General features: G+C 47.2%; 11 protein-coding genes and 1 pseudogene. 8 read left to right on the top strand and 4 right to left on the bottom strand.

Going from position 1 to position 19697, the window contains the following annotated elements:
* Positions 1 to 268 precede the first annotated feature (268 nt).
* The 4 genes from XDD1_RS18535 to yihX all read left to right on the top strand — a co-directional run bounded on the left by XDD1_RS18535 (position 269) and on the right by yihX (position 8706).
* Complete coding sequence (locus XDD1_RS18535; RefSeq protein ID WP_052705741.1) at positions 269 to 4780, top strand: inverse autotransporter beta domain-containing protein; 4512 nt, start codon at positions 269 to 271, stop codon at positions 4778 to 4780.
* A 251-nt stretch (positions 4781 to 5031) separates the two neighbouring features.
* Positions 5032 to 6855: a ribosome-dependent GTPase TypA gene (typA, locus tag XDD1_RS17650; RefSeq protein ID WP_045973148.1), complete on the top strand. Its 1824-nt coding sequence runs from the start codon at positions 5032 to 5034 to the stop codon at positions 6853 to 6855.
* Between the two features lie 303 nt (positions 6856 to 7158).
* Positions 7159 to 7878 (top strand): Thoeris anti-defense Tad2 family protein, encoded by a 720-nt coding sequence (locus tag XDD1_RS18530; RefSeq protein WP_052705740.1) that lies wholly within the window; start codon positions 7159 to 7161, stop codon positions 7876 to 7878.
* A 210-nt stretch (positions 7879 to 8088) separates the two neighbouring features.
* Positions 8089 to 8706: a glucose-1-phosphatase gene (gene yihX, locus XDD1_RS17640; protein WP_045973147.1), complete on the top strand. Its 618-nt coding sequence runs from the start codon at positions 8089 to 8091 to the stop codon at positions 8704 to 8706.
* Positions 8707 to 8858: 152 nt separating this feature from the next.
* Here the strand turns inward: yihX and XDD1_RS19010 are convergent.
* Positions 8859 to 9901, bottom strand: a pseudogene (locus XDD1_RS19010) (IS630 family transposase).
* Between the two features lie 84 nt (positions 9902 to 9985).
* Here XDD1_RS19010 and dtd point away from each other — a divergent pair.
* Positions 9986 to 10423 (top strand): D-aminoacyl-tRNA deacylase, encoded by a 438-nt coding sequence (gene dtd / locus XDD1_RS17625; RefSeq protein ID WP_045973144.1) that lies wholly within the window; start codon positions 9986 to 9988, stop codon positions 10421 to 10423.
* A gap of 63 nt (positions 10424 to 10486) precedes the next feature.
* Complete coding sequence (gene fabY, locus XDD1_RS17620) at positions 10487 to 11404, top strand: fatty acid biosynthesis protein FabY (RefSeq protein ID WP_045973143.1); 918 nt, start codon at positions 10487 to 10489, stop codon at positions 11402 to 11404.
* Here fabY and XDD1_RS17615 read toward each other — a convergent pair.
* Positions 11394 to 13178: a translocation/assembly module TamB domain-containing protein gene (locus XDD1_RS17615; protein ID WP_045973142.1), complete on the bottom strand. Its 1785-nt coding sequence runs from the start codon at positions 13176 to 13178 to the stop codon at positions 11394 to 11396. The genes fabY and XDD1_RS17615 overlap by 11 nt on opposite strands.
* A gap of 145 nt (positions 13179 to 13323) precedes the next feature.
* The gene (locus XDD1_RS17610) at positions 13324 to 14709 is read right to left on the bottom strand and encodes a nucleobase:cation symporter-2 family protein (RefSeq protein ID WP_045973141.1); all 1386 of its coding nucleotides are present in this window, start codon (positions 14707 to 14709) and stop codon (positions 13324 to 13326) included.
* Between the two features lie 241 nt (positions 14710 to 14950).
* Between XDD1_RS17610 and gltS the strand changes: the two genes are divergently transcribed.
* Both gltS and XDD1_RS17600 read left to right on the top strand, forming a co-directional pair.
* Entirely contained in the window at positions 14951 to 16165 is a 1215-nt protein-coding gene (gene gltS / locus XDD1_RS17605) for a sodium/glutamate symporter (RefSeq protein WP_045973140.1), read from the top strand.
* Between the two features lie 146 nt (positions 16166 to 16311).
* Complete coding sequence (locus XDD1_RS17600) at positions 16312 to 17442, top strand: MFS transporter (RefSeq protein WP_045973139.1); 1131 nt, start codon at positions 16312 to 16314, stop codon at positions 17440 to 17442.
* Positions 17443 to 17615: 173 nt separating this feature from the next.
* On the opposite strand, the gene recG is transcribed toward XDD1_RS17600, so the two are convergent.
* Positions 17616 to 19697: an ATP-dependent DNA helicase RecG gene (gene recG / locus XDD1_RS17595; RefSeq protein WP_045973138.1), complete on the bottom strand. Its 2082-nt coding sequence runs from the start codon at positions 19695 to 19697 to the stop codon at positions 17616 to 17618.

The following is a 19697-nucleotide window of genomic DNA, read 5'->3' as shown; positions in this document are numbered from 1 at the left end:
GATATTTCAAAGGTCAATATATCTTTTGCAGGGTAATTTAATTTGACCTTTTACATTTTGTTTGTGAAAGGTCAATTTTTAATAGCATATCATGATTCTTTCTTCGATTGATAAATCACCCCCTCCCAGCGATAACCATCTACTATCAACTGATAATTTCTTGTAATTACGTGGGATTATGGTTCATGTGCTATATAAAGTTGTGGTGTTATTGGGGTTTGTGTGTGGGAATAAAATAATTCGGTCAAAAATATTCTGGGATATGCATATGAATTTATATATTAATAAAATATTTTTTTTCACTGTGCTGGGTCTATTGTTACTGCCATCTTCAATGATCAATGCGATTGCTGATGGCAACATAGAAGCAGGAAGAGCGTATCCGCAAGAAATAGACAATAAAAATAGGAAAGATAATTTAGGGAAAAATCAGAATAGCTCGAACGCTGACACACCCCAATTAATTGCCAGTAATATCCAGACGGTCAGCAATATTTTGTCATCTTCACCCTCTGAACTCACTGAACAAGCCAAATCCTACGCTTTGGGCAAACTTAACAGCACCGTTGCTTCTGAAACACAAAAATGGTTATCCCAGTTTGGGACGGCCAGAATTAATTTTGGGCTGGATAGAAAGGGAACCCTAAAAAATAACGCACTCGATCTCTTATTGCCGCTTTATGACAATAAAACCGATTGGCTGTTCTTTTCCCAACTGGGTTATCGCAATAAAGACAGCCGGGATACCATTAACGTCGGATTAGGCGGGCGTTATTTTTATCAGGACTGGATGTATGGCCTGAATACTTTTTATGACCGTGATCTCACGGGTAAAAACCAGCGCCTGGGGTTGGGGGGAGAAATATGGGGAGATTATATTAAATTTTCCGCCAATACTTATTACCGTTTAAGTGACTGGCGGAATTCACAGCATTTTAAAGATTACGATGAACGCCCTGCCAACGGTTATGACATTAATGGGGAGTTTTTCTTGCCTGCTTACCCGAATCTGGGGGCAAAATTGGCCTATGAGCAGTATTTTGGCGACAACGTGACCTTATTCAATCGTGATACTAAACAGAAAAACCCCAGTCTGGCTAAATTGGGGCTGACTTATACGCCTGTCCCCTTATTCACCTTGGGTATGGATTATAAACAAGGGGGAAGCGGGCACAGTGAAACCCAGTTTTTGGCGAACTTAAGTTATAAACTGGGCGTTCCCCTCAGTGCACAATTATCACCCGACAACGTGGCCGCAATGCGGACACTGGCGGGCAGCCGTTATGATCTGGTAGAGCGAAACAACAATATTGTGCTTGATCATCAGAAAAAAACGATTGTTCAACTCACTCTGCCGGAAACCATCACCGGGTTCAGTCAGGAAGAGCAAGATATTACGGTTAAGTTATCTTCCAATACCGCCGTTAAGCAGATCCACTGGACAACGAATGACGATTTTGCAAAGCACGGCGGCAAACTCTCTTCTCGTGTCGGTCATACCATCACCGTCACCCTGCCGAAATATTTATCCGGCGATAACCAAAATAACAATTACCCCATCTATGCCCGTGCTGAACTGGAAAATAACCAAAAATCAGCGCCGGCGGAAATGCGCGTGATGGTTAAGCCTTTTATGCTGCAAAAACGGGAAGAAGCCAACTTTACCCCGCCGGGGCCATTGCCGGCGACAGGGGAGAAAAAGGACGGATATACGTTTGATCCAGTGATTACCTTTGATACGGTCAATGGTAAACCGATAAAAAGTGCCACGATTGACCATGTTCAGTGGCTAACCGATCCGAAAATCGGCGCGGATTCGGGCTTGCAGTTTATTGATTGGGAACCCTCAGGTGTGGTTGCAACTGTTGAGCATGGGCATTTCAAACGTAAGCCGGTCTTAGTGAGTACTCAGCCACATAAAGAAGTCAAAGTGTACCTGCAACTGGGTGGGCAGTCACCGCAATTAGCGGGCAAGGTCAGTTTTGATGCAAACCCTGCCAATATTCATGTGGGCAAAGTCACCGTTTCTCCGGCAGTACCGTCACTTATCGCCGATGGTGCTCACACTTACACCTACAGTGCAGTGATTCTGGATACCAATAATAATCCGGTGAAAAACCAAGGAATTGCTGATGTGAACTGGAGTAAGGATAAGGATCAAGCCGGGCTGATTTGGCATCCATCAAATGGTGCCATCACAACGGATAGCGAGGGAAAATTAACGGCAACCACAACCTTGGCCAGTACCGTGGCAATCAAGGATGTGATGGTTTCACTGGCAATTGGCGATCAAAAACCGGTGCCGGCAGAACAATCGGTGTCTTTTACGACGACAACAACCCCCCAAGATTATCACGTTGACGGGAATATTCAGTGCAGCTCGCCGGCATCCGCAACGGTAACGGCAGGCGGCCACGATAAGTACACCTATAAGGCGACTATTGTGGGGAGTGATGGCAAATTTGTTCCGAATGCCAAAATACCGAATGCCGTGTGGAAGATAGAAAATCCCCAAAATATTGACGGACTTAATTTAGATCCATCCGATCTGACAACCGATGGCGGAGGAATATTAACGGCATCCTTAACCAGTAAGAAGGTATACAAGGGTGATGTTTTGGTTTCACTTACCGTTGGCAACCACAAGCCCGTGCAGGCAACATGTTCTGTGGACTTTATTGCGGATACCAAAAATTATCGCATTAGCGGGGATATTCAGATCTCCCCGCCAAGGACGTTAGCGGGAAATAGGAACGACCAGTATAAGTATCAGGCGGTGATTGTGGGGGGAGATGGGCTACCTGTTCGCAAGGAAGAAATAAAGAATGCCGTGTGGAATATAGAGAAACCCAAAGGTATTAAAGGACTTGATCTGGTTCCATCTGATAAGACAACCGATGAGCAGGGGAGATTAACGGCAACCTTAACCAGTAATAAGGCCGTCAAAGACGTTTTGGTATCCCTCACTGTAGGGAAGCAAACCGTGAAGGCAACATATACGGTAGATTTCAAAGCCGGAAATATCAGTATCACCCCTGATCAGGTGGATAGCCGATTGGTTAATGAGCACTACACCTATATCGTCACCATTACTGATGATGCGACGCAGCCTCAAAGCGATAAAAAAGTCGATTGGGATCTGAAAAAGCCTATTCCGCCGGGTGTCAGTTTTATCCATAAAGACGAAAAAACGAATCAGCATGGGAAAGCAACGGCAATACTCACCAGCAAGCTTGCAACGGCACTTCCGAATGAACCTGAAAATGTGATTGTCACGGTTTCTTCCGAAGGTAAGTCACTGGATGCCGATCCCATAAAATTCGTCTGGCCGGAAATTAAGCCACTGCAATTCACGCAAAATAACGGAACGCTCTCCCCCGGTGATTCGTATGACTTGACGGCGGCAGTCATGGGTGCGGATGGCAAGCCTTATACGGGAACTGGGTTTCAATTTCAATGGCGGATCAAGCAGCCTGCCAGCGGTACCGTTAAAGGGCTAACTTTATCGCCAACCGGGAAAGTGAGTGTGTCTAATGGAGCATTAAAGGCAACATTAACCAGCACAGCGGATACGCCGCTGACCACAAATGCACAAGTTTGCCTTACTGTTGCTGATACTGGTGCACCGTCTTTTGGTCAGCCTTTGTCACCAGAGCAATGTTCAGATCCAATCTCTTTTCAACAGCCTGAGTTTGAAATTCACAGTGTTGAGGTTTATGGCGTTGACAAAAACGGGACATGGAAAGCTCCTAACAAGCCGCCAGAACCGTTTGATCCGCACAATCCATTGCTTGGTGATGGGAACGGTAAATATATATATAGGGCACTGATTACCAGAAAAGTTGGTGGCGTCGATACTCCTGTGGCTAATCAGGTCATCAGTAATGTGAAGTGGGTACGTGCCCCTAATCAGCATAATATTGATGAGGGTTCTGAGATACCTCAACCTGATTGGGACCAAGCAAATAAGACGGACGGAAACGGGTATTTATATGCAACATTGATGAGTCATGTGGGATTTGACAACCTTCCAGTAACATTTTATATGGATAATTCACAGGGTGATCCTATGACTGGACTCGCCAGTCAAAATGTTAGCTTTGCCGCAGTACCGGAGAAAGCGGGAATTAGGATTTATAACGTTAGTAATGAAAAAGCTTATGCATATTTTACGGAAAATAACAAACCATATAATATATTCCCCAGCTTGCGAGGCGAATTGAGAAAACCCTCTAGCTCAAATCCGGATGGGGGGGAAAACTTATCTGATGGTGGAGAAGATGTGCATTACCACACAACCAGTTCAGCAATTTCTATAGATCAAAGCGGTGTAATAACATTTATCAGTCTGGCACCAGCCGACATTACTGCTACTGTCACAAGAAAAAATGGAGCAATATATCAATATACTTATAAGACCGATCCTCTGAGACAGTTTACACCCATGAACACGCGGTATCCCAATCCTTCCAAACCAACTGATCATAATGAGACTTGTGAGAGTGCTGGTGCGACTAGCCCTCTAGATACTGATGTAGAGCAAGCAAGTTCAACTTCAATTACATCATTATATGATGAATATAGTGCGCATAACTTATCTCCTTATGAGTTTGGTTTTCTGGATGATTTTAATCATAAAGATAATCAGGAGCAGAGCATTAAGGTAAAATCAAAGCAAAAATCGGGTTATTTCTCATTTAATTCTTACTATGGGTATGTAGACGAGAGTGGTTCAAAGAATCCTGAACCAGCATTCGTTGTCTGTGTAAAATATAAATAGCCAGTGACTGACCTCGCCCTATCGGGCGAGGTTTCCCGCTTTACAGGCTGCCGCCCGTGCTTAGGCAGCCTGCATTTTGCTAACCCGCTAATACATGACCGCAACTTCTAAGGTGATACACCTCACATTTATTTCACTCTGTGGTTATAACGTGTAAAATAGCAGCATATTTTTCGTTAGATGCGTGCAGTGGCGTTCTGCCATGCTGCACTTATCTAATATGTTCTCAAATAGCTAAACGGTAAAAATACTTGTCAATTAATAACTTAAGAAATATCGCCATCATCGCTCACGTCGACCACGGCAAAACCACGCTGGTGGATAAACTCCTGCAACAGTCCGGTACTTTCGGTGAACGTGCTGCAACCACTGAACGTGTGATGGACTCCAATGATCTGGAAAAAGAACGTGGTATCACCATTCTGGCAAAAAACACCGCGATTAAATGGAATGACTACCGTATCAATATCGTAGATACCCCGGGCCACGCCGACTTTGGTGGTGAGGTTGAGCGCGTGATGTCAATGGTTGACAGTGTTCTGCTGCTGGTGGATGCGATGGATGGCCCAATGCCACAGACCCGTTTCGTCACCCAGAAAGCGTTTGCTCATGGCCTGAAGCCTATCGTGGTGATCAACAAAGTTGACCGCCCTGGCGCACGTCCTGACTGGGTAGTGGATCAGGTGTTTGACCTGTTTGTGAACCTTGGTGCTACCGATGAACAGTTAGATTTCCCGATCATTTATGCTTCTGCACTGATGGGCGTTGCCGGTAACGAGCATACCGAGATGGCGGAAGACATGACTCCGTTGTATCAGGCTATCGTCAATCACGTTGAACCGCCGAAGGTTGACCTTGATGGCCCGTTCCAGATGCAGATTTCGCAGTTGGATTACAACAGCTATGTCGGGGTTATCGGTATTGGCCGTATTAAACGCGGTACAGTAAAACCCAACCAGAACATTACTATCATTGATAGCGAAGGAAAAACCCGCAACGGTAAAGTCGGTAAAGTCTTTAGCCATTTGGGGCTGGAGCGTATCGAGTCCGATAAGGCGGAAGCGGGCGATATCATCGCCATTACCGGTCTGGGCGAACTGAATATTTCTGATACCCTGTGTGAAGTCAACGCGGTTGAAGCGTTGCCGGCACTGGCGGTTGATGAACCGACCGTCAGCATGTATTTCTGCGTCAATACTTCACCGTTCTGTGGCCGTGAAGGTAAATACGTGACTTCCCGCCAGATCCTTGATCGCCTGAAAAAAGAGCTGGTGCATAACGTTGCGCTGCGCGTTGAAGAAACGGAAGATCCGGACGCATTCCGCGTATCCGGCCGTGGTGAACTGCACCTGTCCGTGCTGATTGAGAACATGCGCCGTGAAGGTTTCGAGATGGGCGTTTCTCGTCCAAAAGTGATTTTCCGTGAAATTGATGGCCGTAAGCAGGAACCTTTCGAGCAGGTGACGCTGGATATCGAAGAACAGCATCAGGGTGACGTGATGCAGGCGTTGGGTGAGCGTAAAGGTGAAATGCGCGACATGCTGCCGGACGGAAAAGGCCGCGTGCGTCTTGATTACGTGATCCCAAGCCGTGGTTTGATCGGCTTCCGTACTGAATTTATGACCATGACGTCGGGTACTGGCCTGCTGTATGCCACATTCAGCCATTACGACGATATTCGTCCGGGTGAAATTGGCCGTCGCCTCAATGGCGTACTGATTTCCAACGGACAAGGCAAGGCCGTGGCTTACGCGCTGTATGGATTGCAGGAGCGCGGTAAATTGTTCCTCGGTCACGGTACGGAAGTGTATGAAGGCCAGATCATCGGTATTCACTCGCGTTCAAATGACCTGACCGTTAACTGCCTGACCGGTAAGAAACTGACTAACGTGCGTGCATCAGGCACGGATGAAGCAACCACCCTGTCTCCACATCTCAAGAAAACTTTGGAGCAGGCGTTGGAGTTTATTGATGACGACGAATTGGTTGAAGTGACGCCAGAGTCAATTCGCCTGCGTAAGCGTCATCTGACTGAAAACGATCGCCGCCGTGCAAACCGCAGCAAAGACGTTTAATTGAGAAGTTACGCATTGCGCGTAACGGCTTCAATATAACTAGATTAGGGCACTTCGGTGCCCTTTTTTTGTCTTTACTATTGACCATTGAGTGTTTTGTCAGCAATAAACGTTGAATTTACAACCTGACAGATACCTGCACAGAAGATAAGCGGATGTTTATCATACAACACCATATTTTAATGTGTATTTATCACTGTCTGGTGTGGCTGTATTGAGATAAAAATTTGCCCTAAGTAAAATAAACTGGCTGTTTATGAGTAGGATGAAATAACCTTTTAACCAATAACAAGTGAGGGATTTATGTCTGAAATTAACAAGCTGGATAATAAACAATGTTCATTTGACCCCGATCAGTACAAGAAGAAGATTGACGTTGATGATGTAGCCCCAATAGGTTCTTTCCCATGGGCAATAATCAAACTGTATCTTGGGCAGAAAGTTCGTCGCAATAGCTGGGCTTCGCCCTATGAACATATAAAACTCACCCCTAGCTCAACGGGCAGTGATGGAAAGAATATCCCACCCCAGATTTGGGTGATTGATAAAGATGATGAGCAAATTTGGGTACCAGAACAAGAAGATATGATGGCTTGTGATTGGGAATTGGCCCAGATGTTGTCTTTTGATCTTAAGGTAGGGACTGGGACTAACAAATATAATAATTTTCAATCCTGGGGATATGAGAATATAGGTACAGATGAATCTCCTTTTGGCACTCTGACTAATCTTCAAAGTACTCTAGGTCTTGGAAACATTATCTCCGAGTTCTTAGTAGCGGAGGAGGAGCCCATCGGTACTTTTTCGTATATATCCTTGATACTTAGGGACCTCAAAATTTTACCAAACCCACAGAGTAATTTTCTTGAAGTAGCGGTGAACGGTTCAATTTATAATCTTGGCTCTAGTCGAACTGGGAATTATGATGATGGGCAGTATACTAGTCGTGACGCTAAAGCTCTAGGCGAAGTATTGAAACAAAACGTAGGTAATACACTTCATTTTTTCTTCCAATGGAAATAACCCAAACCTATATCCTGAATTTAAGCCTCGCACTCGCGGGGTTTTTTCGTTGTGTGCCGGGCATGGCGCGTAGCGCTGTAACAGGCGCTATTGACTCACTGTGGTGGTGAATCGGTCCCAAATACTGAATTCCTCTTTTAAACGGGATTCAGATTTCTTAACCAGATTATGGTAAAAGTACCCAACAATAAGCGTCAGTCAGGGGGAATTATGTTGTATATTTTCGATTTGGGTAACGTGATTATTGATATTGATTTTAAACGGGTGCTGGCTGTCTGGAGTAATCTGAGTGGGACACCGCTGGCAACCTTGACCGCAAAATTTTCACTGGGTGAGACCGTTAAAAAACATGAGTGCGGGCAAATCAGTGATACTGAATTTGCCGAAAAGCTATGTGATGAAATGGAGATTGCGCTCAGTTTTGAACAATTTGCCGAAGGCTGGAATGCCATTTTTATGGGTATCAGGCAGGACGTTATTGAGTTAATGAATCAATTACGTGCCCAAGGGCACCGTGTCGTTGTGCTGTCAAATACCAATCGCCTGCATCTTGATTATTGGTCAGTGCATTATCCTGAGATTGCCGCAGCAACGGATTTCCTTTATTTATCCCAAGATGTGGGGATGCGTAAACCGAATCCCGATATTTTTAACACGGTGCTTGCCGCCGAAGGGGTAACTGCCGATCAAGCCATATTCTTTGATGATCTTTTAGAAAACGTCGAAGCAGCGAAAAACTTAAATATCAATGCCATTCATGTGGCTGACCGGCGAGTGATCCCGGATTATTTTCAGTCACACAATTTCTCGCTTCCTGCCAAAAATTAACATTGCCAGCTTATTACCGATGATGTTTTTCACCCTTTTCCTTGCCCGTATACTCTTGCGGGCAAGGGAGCATGTTACGATTTTCTATCTATATGAATAACGATACCCAATGAACTTCAAGTTGCAGCTTGAAGTATAACGCATATACCAATCTAACTTGAAGATGCAGGTTTTAAAATCTGAAAGTTGTCAGTCAGTCTAGTCGTGAGTTCTTTCGCTTTTTCTGGCAAAGTGACATGAAAAAAGTGACGAAGGGTTTCACGGAATGTCTTCGCATCCGGAAAATAAACATTGTTACGTACTTGCTCATTCATATACTTCCACAATCGCTCTATTGGATTGAGGGTTTGGGCTTTAAGGGGGTAGGGAAATGCAGTTCAATTTTAAGGGACTTATGCCCCCTCTTTCCCCAATTTTTGCCCGGTGGTAACCCCCCCCCATCCAGAATTAATATGATTTTTTTCGAAAAGTGGGTAAGTTTTTTTAAAAGCGCCGAAAAAATCCGCGATATTTTCGGCATTGATATTCGGGTATTCACGATTCACGGTGTCTTCAATTCGTGTAAATTGAGGGCGCCCAGAAGATTGAGACGGGTACGACTGCCGGTGGTTTCGACCACTTTTACCTGATTTTTCCCCGCTTTCATCCAACCATAGCTGAGCTTTGTGGACTGCGAAGGATGCACCGCATCAATAAATAGGATAGGTTCATTCTGACCTGCCCGGTCTTTCAGAGACTGGTAGTCATCAATAAATTGTTGCTGCTTATCCGCATCGAATTTATGAGGAACGCCCTTTGGCTTTTTGTAGCTGAAACCTTGTCGGTGAAGCCATTTCGTCATGCCTCCCACGCTGAAAGACACCTGCCAACGAGCTCGTACATAATCCACAATTTGAGCGGTCGTATGCAGCAAATTTGCCGTCAAATAATCAACCAGATCGGCGGTTTGTTTGGCAGAGAGATGGCTTTCAGAACCGCCATTTTCGGGGGTGAGTTTTTCCTGCGCGATGAAATCTTTTAGGTGACGGCTTACCGTAGTTTCATGAATACGTAAGGCCTGAGCAATCATCTGAGCTGTCCAGCCCTCTGACGCCAAAAGCACGGCCTTGATGCGATCACAGACTCGACTATCACGAGTGGTATCATGCATCAATTCGAGGGCACGTTTTTGTTCTGGTGTCAGATGAATTTTCATGATTGCAAGCATGATCGGGTTTGGATAAGAAATCAAGCATCTTCAATGGCGATTGGTATACATACGGAATAACAGGCAAGAGAAATGATTGCATTAATTCAGCGTGTCACACAGGCAAAAGTTGTGGTTGAAGGTGAAACGATTGGCGAAATTGAACAAGGGTTGCTGGTGCTGTTGGGGGTTGAAAAAGACGACACGCTACAGAAAGCTCAACGTTTATGCGATAAGGTCATGGGATACCGGGTATTTAGTGATGAACAGGGGAAAATGAACCTTAACGTTCAGCAGGCGGGCGGGAGCTTGCTGGTTGTATCGCAATTTACCTTGGCGGCGGATACGCAGAAAGGCTTAAGGCCCAGCTTTTCCGGCGGTGCTGACCCGCAAAAAGCAGATGAACTTTATCGCTATTTTGTTGAACAGTGCCGTGTAACTGGTGTAAAAACAGCAATGGGAAAATTTGCGGCAGACATGAAAGTCAGTTTAACCAATGACGGGCCAGTGACTTTTTGGTTGCAAGTATGATGTGGATAAAATATCGCAAAAAATATCGCGAAAAATATCGCAAAAAAGAAGAGGGCTGTTTCTATGTACCATCTGAGAGTACCTAAAACAGAGCAAGAGTTGGAAACTTATTACCAATTCCGTTGGGAGATGTTGCGTAAACCACTGCACCAGCCGATTGGATCAGAGAAAGATGGTTATGATTCGATGGCTCACCATCAAATGGTGGTGGATGAACAGGGTAACCCGCTGGCGGTTGGGCGCTTATATATCAATGCGGACAACGAAGGCGCCATTCGTTTTCTGGCCGTTCATCCCCATGTGCAGCGAAAAGGGTTGGGTACACTGGTTGCGATGGCATTGGAATCGGTCGCCAGACAGGAAGGGGTGAAACGTGTTGTTTGCAGCGCACGGGAAGATGCGGTGGATTTTTTCGACAAATTGGGTTTTCAAAACCGGGGCTTGATCAACGGTGCCAAAACGTCACCGATTAACCATTTTCTGATGATCAAACCGATCGTGAGCCTTGATGATATTTTGCACCGCCCGGATTGGTGTGCAGAGTTGCAGCAGGCCTGGCATAAGCACATTCCTTTGAGTGAAAAAATGGGGTTGCGGATCGCCCAATATACCGGGCAACGTTTTATCACGACGATGCCCGAAGCCGGTAACCAGAATCCCCATCATACGATTTTCGCCGGCAGCTTATTTTCTCAGGCCACGTTAACGGGATGGGGATTGATCTGGTTGTTGCTACAGGAGCGCCAATTGGGCGGGGGCATCATTTTGGTGGATGCCAATATTCGTTATCACCAACCGATTACCGGGCGTCCCTGTGCCACTGCGGATTTTAATAATATGAGCGGAGACCTTGCCCGTCTCGCCCGTGGCAGCAAAGCGCGCGTTAAAGTGGAAGTGCAGGTTAGCGGTGAACATGGCGTAGGTAGCGTGTTCACCGGGACTTATATCGTCCTGCCTCCCGAACGTTTGGCTACAGCCTGATTTTGGCGCAGGTTTGACTCTCCGTAGGGAGATTGCCCGTTGTTGCATGATCGGCTTCGGGATTCTCTACGGCAGAGGGGGCTGTTGGATCACAGCGGTTCGTTGAGATCAAACCTTGCTCAATAGATTGTGACTCTTTGCCTGCGGATTTATCTTCCGCAACCAATGTCCCGTTTATCGTTCCCTTCACATCGTCAGCCCGCAGATCACCGGTGATAGCGAGCGAGAAATTGCCTTCTCCCTGTACCTTAAGCGGCACCCAACCCCATTGCGGCAAGATATTCAAATCTGCATTCATGCCCTTGAAGTTGAGGTTAAAAGGCGTGTGAGCCGTTTGTTGCTCAGCCGAACCGGTGAGTTGCAGAAGCCCTTCATCGGTAAAGCCATTCAATTTATCAAGGGTGATGTTGCCATCGGTGGCGTGTAATTGCAGATAAGGACGGGTTATTTCGACTTTATTGAATGTCCCGCCGGCCGCTTGCAGCGACGCCTGACCATTCCACAATCCCCATTTGCCATTTTTCAGGATGTCCATATTGTCAATATGCGCGGCAAGGGTGGTGAGCTGGAACGGGAAGTGAGGATTGGTATCAATCAGCAGCGTATTATTGATAGTCATATCATTGAGTTTCAACCCTGAAATCCATTGTGGTGCCGGTTTTTTGAAATAGTCGAGCCATGCGGGTGGCAGCGCATAAAGCAACCCGGTGACTGAACCCTCTTTAAGGGTCAGGAGCCGGTTTTTACGATCCCATTGAGACTGGATATTGAATAACCCTTTTTGATAATGGGTAGTCAGGTTGGCGATGGTGAAGGTATCACCGGAAAAACGCAATTTCCCAAGCGTGTCGTTGAACTGGGCATTCTTCAACGTCATATTCATCGCGTTAAAATCAATCAAACCCTCGTCGGCGCGCCAACTGCCATTGACCCAGCCTACGTTTTTGATGGTGCTGTCCAGATAATCGACTGACCAATCTGCCCCTTGCAGCTTGGCATTGGTGATATTGAGATCTTTGACATAAGTAGCGGGAAAATGGCTGATTTTTTCTTTCAATTCGCCCAGTGTCACCGGGGTTTGCCAGCGAATGTCACTGATCAGGATATTGTTCCAACGCCAACTGCCGTCCGGCAATCTCTGGCCATCACCAGAAATGGCACCGCGCAAAAATGTTGCGCCAAAAGAGTCGATAGTCAGCGCCTTATTCTGGACACTGCCTTGCATAATGACATTTTCCAGCGGGATGTCATTTAAGCGGAGTGTACCGGCGCTGAATTGATACTTTCCACTGCCCAATGGATTAGCCACAGCAGGCACCCAAGGCGCAATGCCACCCGTGATATTTTCCCCCTGAATATGCGTGTTGGGTTTTTCTAACTGAATATTCATCTGGTTCAGTTGTAAGATATCCGCTTGCAGGGGGAGAGGAAATGCGTTTCCAGACAGTATCAGTGTCCCGTTTTGCAATGTCAGACGACGGAGATTGTTTGGGGACAGTAAATGCTGCCATTTGAAATCGAGATTAATGGTATCGGTATTGAGTGAGAAAGGGCTTTGTTTGTCGCGGATAGCAACATGGTTGAACGTTAAGGTAGCCGGTTGCAGCCAGCTATGGCTGATGCTTTCAATGCTGACTTGATAATGCCCTTGCCGGTTGAGCCATTGGCTTAACTGTTTGGCTCCCCAATGCGTCTGGGCAACCACATAGATAACGATGATTGCCAAAATCAGCACTAATAGCAGAGTGACAAAAAATTTCCCTAACCACCTCATTATTTCACCTCAACATGACCTTCCAATCCAATAGAAGCCCTTTTATGCCGTAAAATGAATAGGCACTCAATAGATGATGCAGATAAAAGTGCCAAAAACTCCCGCGATCAGGCGGGAGTAATCAAATATGATATAAATTTGCTGACTATTTTTCCTGGGGAAAAATCAGGTTAAGCAGAATAGCGGTTAGCCCACCTGCGGCAATTCCCGAAGAGAGTAAGTTTTTCACCCAATCAGGGGCAAACTGTAAAATCAGCGGTTGCTGGGAAACACCTAACCCGACCGCCAGAGACAGTGCGATGATCATGATGGAACGACGGTTCAGGGGTTCACGGGAAACGATCCTGACACCCGAAGCGGCGATAGTCCCAAACATCACAATCGTCGCCCCGCCCAGAACCGGTTCAGGAATATGTTGCACAAAACCCGCCACGGCAGGAAACAGCCCCAACAGAATCAGCATAGACGCGATAAGGTAACCGACATGGCGACTGGCGACGCCGGTCAACTGGATCACACCATTGTTCTGACCAAAACAGGAGTTGGGAAAGGTATTGAACACGGCGGAAACCATAGAATTAAGGCCGTTTGCCAGCACACCACCCTTGATGCGTTTCATATAGAGCGGGCCGCTGACCGGCTGTTCGGAGACATCGGAGGTGGCGGTGATATCGCCAATCGTTTCCAGTGAAGTCACCATAAAAATCAGAATCAAGGGGATCAACAGATTCCAGTCAAAAGACAGACCATAATAGAGCGGTGAAGGAACCGTGATGATTGGGGTATCGGCCTGTGGCGTTGCAACGGGAAGCATATCCTTATACCACGCCACCAGATAACCGACCGTCATGGCAATGACCAGAGAAGCCACCCGCAAGTAAGGATTCTTTTGCCGATTGAGCAACACAATAACGGCAAGCACAACTCCCGCTAACAGCAGATTATCCGGTGCGCCAAATGTCCCGTTTTGCATCGCGGCATAGCCGCCGCCAATCGACGTTAATCCGACCTGAATTAACGACAGGCCGATGATCATGACCACAATGCCTGAGACCAGCGGGGTAATGATCTTACTGGCTAAATGCAGCACCCGTGAAAGCAACACCTCCGTCATTGAGGCGATCATCAGTGTACCGAACAGGGCGGACATCATGGTTGGGATATCCGCACCGCCATTTTTCAACGCCAGACCCCCCATAATCAGTGGTGCCACGAAATTAAAACTGGTGCCCTGAATGGAAAGCAAGCCAGAGCCAACGGGTCCCCAAGATCGCATTTGAATCAGTGATGCCAAACCTGAGGCAAACAGGGACATGCTGATAATGCGTTGCGTATCCTGTGCGGGAAGCCCCAACGCCTGACAAATCAACATCGCAGGCGTAATCACCGCCACAAACATGGCCAGTAAATGTTGGCACGCTGCAAACAGGGCATGTGGCAGAGGCGGCTTATCTTCCAGTCGATAGATCAATTCATTGTTTGATTTATGGGTGACTTCTGATGAATTGGATTCACGGGGTAAATTGACCATGTTGTGAAATTCCAGCTAGACAAAAAACGCATTTTAATGATTCCTATCACTAAAGCAATCGTTTGCGTAAAGTTTTCATAATGAAATACCGCTTAATTTCGTCACATTTTTAAATGTTTTAACTTGTGTTTATGACTAATTTTCTTTTTAATCCAACCCTTACCTGCTCTTGGCGTTTTTATAGGATGATTATAACGTCACATTAAATTCACATAATATTAACAATGGATGAGGTACATAAATGTATCATCTGGATATTTATGGCACGCTCGTTGCTGCCACACTTGTTTTGTTACTAGGAAGAAAGCTTGTAAAATCGGTTCCATTCCTCGAAAAATATACCATCCCTGAACCGGTCGCCGGTGGATTATTGGTCGCTTTGGTGCTGCTGGCGCTTAAACAATCCACGGGTTGGGAAATAAGCTTTGATTCATCCCTCACCGAGCCTCTCATGTTAACGTTCTTTGCCACCATCGGCTTGAACGCTAACCTTGCCAGCCTGAAAGCAGGCGGAAAATTTCTGGTCATTTTTGTCTTTGTGGTGGTTGGCCTGTTATTGGTGCAAAACACCGTCGGCATCGCATTGGCGAAAATGCTTGGCCTTGACCCATTAATGGGATTGCTGGCGGGTTCCATTACCCTGTCTGGCGGACACGGAACGGGAGCCGCGTGGGGCAAAGTCTTCGCAGAACGTTATGGCTTTGAAAATGCGACGGAAGTCGCCATGGCATGTGCCACATTCGGTTTGGTTCTGGGCGGTTTGATTGGCGGGCCGGTTGCCCGTGTGTTAGTGAGAAAGGCCAAAACCCCCGGATTAGAAACGGAAGATACCGAACTCCCGACCGCCTTTGAAAAACCTTATACGGGGCGGCTTATCACGCCATTAGTGATGCTGGAAACCATCGCGATGATCGCCATCTGCTTATTGGCGGGGCGTTTTATTGAAAAACTGCTGCAAGGCACGGCTTTTGAATTACCGACATTCGTCTGTGTGCTGTTTGTCGGTGTCGTGCTCAGTAACGGTTTGTCTATGCTGGGTTTTTATCGGGTATTCGATCGGGCGGTTTCGGTATTGGGTAACGTCAGTTTATCGCTGTTTTTGGCAATGGCACTGATGAGCCTGAAATTGTGGCAATTGGCATCCCTTGCGCTGCCAATGTTAATCATCCTTGCCGTACAAACCGTGGTGATGGCGCTGTATGCGGTTTTCGTCACTTACCGCATCATGGGCAAAAATTTCGACGCCGCAGTTTTGTCCGCCGGCCACTGTGGTTTTGGCTTAGGCGCAACGCCAACGGCGATTGCGAATATGCAGGCGGTCACTGACCGTTTCGGGCCATCACACGTGGCATTCCTGCTCGTGCCAATGGTCGGGGCATTCTTTATTGATATCGTCAACGCCGCCGTTATCAAACTGTATCTGTTATTACCCGTGTTCCCATCGGTAGCAGGTTAAATTCATTTATTTTGGCTTGCCCGATATCTGGGCGAGATATGCCGCTGAATGGTTCAGCGGCATTTTTTTACCTCGCGATACGGGGAATAAGGAAGTAATCTACAATTTTGAATGACTGTTTATGACTGCCAAGGACAGTGACAGCTATGTCAAAAAATCTTTCTATTGCATTACTCACCCTCGCTTTATTTACGGTGACCTTTGCCGTTAACCTTCAAACACCCTTATATGGCGTTTATGCTGCGAAAAGCGCGGTAGGGGCAACCGCCGTGACGATAGCTTTTGCTGCTTATGTGGCAGGGTTGATGCCGACACTGCTCTTGTTAGGGGGACTCTCGGATCGGATTGGTCGCAGATTACCGATTACGATAGCGTTGTTGCTGGCAACAGTAGCAACAGTGCTTTTGGTCTTGATGCCTGACTGGGAAAGCCTTTTTATTGCACGGGTACTGCTTGGTATTGGGACAGGGTTAGTCACAACTGCGGGTACGGCCTACATGACCGAAATGATGGGAGCTGATAGCATTCGGCGTGCTGCCCTGATTGTGACATCGTCCACCTCGCTAGGTTTTGGCGGAGGTGCCTTGGCGACCAGTTTAAGTCTTGGGTTACAAGGTCCGACTTTCATGCCCGCCAGCTTTATTGCACTATTCGTTATGGCACCGATTCTTGCCCTCATTGGTTTCAAAATGCCACGCGTTGATGTGCCTCAACATGTTTCACTCCTCCGGTTCCCGGTATTTCCTAGTGGAACATGGGGATTTGGTATCGCTATGGCTTTGGCATGGTCAACAACGGGCATGATCATTGCTGTTGTACCGTTGGGGCTAAAAACTCAAGGTTTGGATGGTTGGACAGGGTTTGTCATTTTCTTAGCGGTCTTTATTGGCTTTCTCTGTCAGCCTATTGCTCGCCGAATGACGAATCCAAAGGCACTGGCTTTAGGATTATGGTTAACGCCGCTCGGTTTTCTTATTCTCCTTGTTGGTCTGTGGGCTAAATCAATAACACTAATATTGGTAGGAACTGCCATTACCAGTGCATCAAGTTATGGCTTTACTTACCTTGCGGCGTTATTCGAATTCTCTTCAAAAGCGCCAGATAACCGAGCCAGAGCAACCGCAGGCCTTTTTATTTATTCTTATATTGGGTTCTCTCTCCCCGTTATTGCGAGTGGCGCTTTAGCTGATATGTTCGGTTTGTTGCCGGCAATGGTTATATTCTCGGTAGTCCAGATAATCATCACGTTAATTACGGTTTTGTTTTGGAGAAAATAAATAAGTTTTCATCATAGTGAGAGTTTGCAATCTTATCCCGCGCGATGCGCGGGACAAGATTTACTTCTGGCATTTTGAAACGCTATTTATTCGGTTTTTTAAAGAGACAAGTTTTTGGTAGCCATAGATTGATTTCAAAGGTAGCTCGTAAGAAAGCTGTTTCTCTTCAACATTCAGGCATTACTATATTGCGAGCTATCCGGCAACCAGCGTTCAATCAGCGCTTTGGCATGTTCAGGATAGTGCTGGTGGAGATAGCGGGCAATACGTTGAACCTCAGGCAGCATACTTTGATCCCGCAATAAATCCGCGATCCTGAATTCCGCATTACCCGTTTGACGAGTACCCAGTAATTCACCGGGTCCTCGGATTTCCAAATCTTTTTGGGCAATCACAAAGCCATCGTTGCTGTCGCGCAAAACTTGCAGGCGAATTTTGGCCGTATGGGTCAGCGGGGTTTTATAGAGCAGGACACAGTGGGAAGCCGTGGCACCACGCCCGACACGCCCACGAAGCTGATGCAACTGCGCCAATCCGAGACGCTCAGGGTTGTCGATGATCATCAGGCTGGCATTGGGGATATCCACCCCGACTTCGATGACTGTGGTGGCAACCAGCAACTGTATTTCACCCTGTTTGAACGCCGCCATGACAGCTTGTTTTTCTGCCGGCTTCATCCGCCCATGCACTAAGCCAACTTTCAATTCCGGCAACGCCAGTGTCAGTTCTTCGCTGGTCGCTTGCGCGGCCTGCGCTTCCAACACTTCCGAATCTTCGATCAGCGTACAGACCCAGTAAGCCTGACGGCCTTCATCCAGACAGGCGCTTTTGATCCGCTGGATAATATCGTTCCGGCGGGTATCCGGAATGGCAACCGTGGTGACCGGCGTTCGGCCGGGAGGCAATTCATCAATGATGGACGTATCCAGATCGGCATAAGCGGTCATTGCCAGGGTGCGTGGGATCGGGGTCGCTGTCATGATCAACTGATGGGGATGGAAGCCTTGTTCGCGCCCTTTTTCCCACAAGGCCAGACGTTGATGAACCCCAAACCGGTGTTGCTCATCAATGATAACCAGCGCCAATCCGGCAAATTTTACCTGCTCCTGAAACATGGCATGTGTACCAACCACCATACTCACTTGACCGCTGGCGATCGCCTCTTGCTGTGCCTGACGCGCTTTACCTTTCTGTTTCCCTGCCAGCCAACCGACCTGAATACCGAGCGGCTCCAGCCATTGACGGAAGGTATTGGCATGTTGTTCCGCCAGCAATTCAGTGGGTGCCATCAATGCCACTTGCTTGCCGTGAACGATGGCTCGCACGGCGGCCAGCGCGGCCACCAAGGTTTTCCCCGAACCGACATCCCCTTGTATCAGGCGCATCATGGGCACATTTTTTTCCAAATCATGTTCTATTTCTGCAACAACACGAGCCTGTGCGCCTGTGGGAGAGAATGGCAACCGGCTCAGCAGTTGCTGTTTCAGCGAATCCTCTGCCGGGAGGGGTTGGGCATGAAAGCGCTGGGTGCCCGCCCTGACGGTCAGCATACTTAATTGATGTGCCAGCAACTCTTCCAGAATCAGCCTTCGTTGGGCGGGATGGCGGCCATTTTCCAAATCGGCCAGAGAAATATCTGGCGGGGGATGATGTAATGTATGCAGTGCATTGGGCAAGCTGATGAGATTGCGGCTGAATTCTTCCGGCAGCAATTCATTAATGGCGCAGGTATCCAAAATTTCCAATGCTTGCTCAATTAACTTGCGCAACGTTGTTTGCCGCACGCCCTCAGTGGTGGGATAGATGGGAGTTAACGTCTCTTGCAGTTGCACGTGGTTGGCGTGTTGCCGGACTTTATATTCAGGGTGAATAATCTCTGGCCCTTGGGTTCCACGCCGGATCTCGCCATAGGCAACAACCTGTTTTCCTTCGGCCAGATTATTCTTCATGGCGGCAGTAAAATTGAAGAAACGCAGGGTCAATATGCCTGTACCATCGCTGATTTGGCAGGTCATGATGCGCCGCCGCCCAAAAGCCACCTGAGTGCGCAATATTTCACCGGTTACCGTCGCATAAATGCCGGGCAGTAACTCATTGATGGTATACAGGCGGGTTTGATCTTCATAGCGCAGCGGCAAGTGCAACAGCAAATCTTGTAGATTGACCAACCCTAACCTGGCGAGCTTAGTGACCTGACTGGCGCCAACACCATGCAGGGTGGTTAAGGGGATAGCATCAAGGAGTTGGCCTTTCAT

Source organism: Xenorhabdus doucetiae, from assembly GCF_000968195.1.
Lineage (GTDB): Bacteria > Pseudomonadota > Gammaproteobacteria > Enterobacterales > Enterobacteriaceae > Xenorhabdus > Xenorhabdus doucetiae.
The sequence above is the reverse complement of the archived record's forward strand: the minus strand, read 5'-3'. Positions and strand labels throughout refer to the sequence as shown.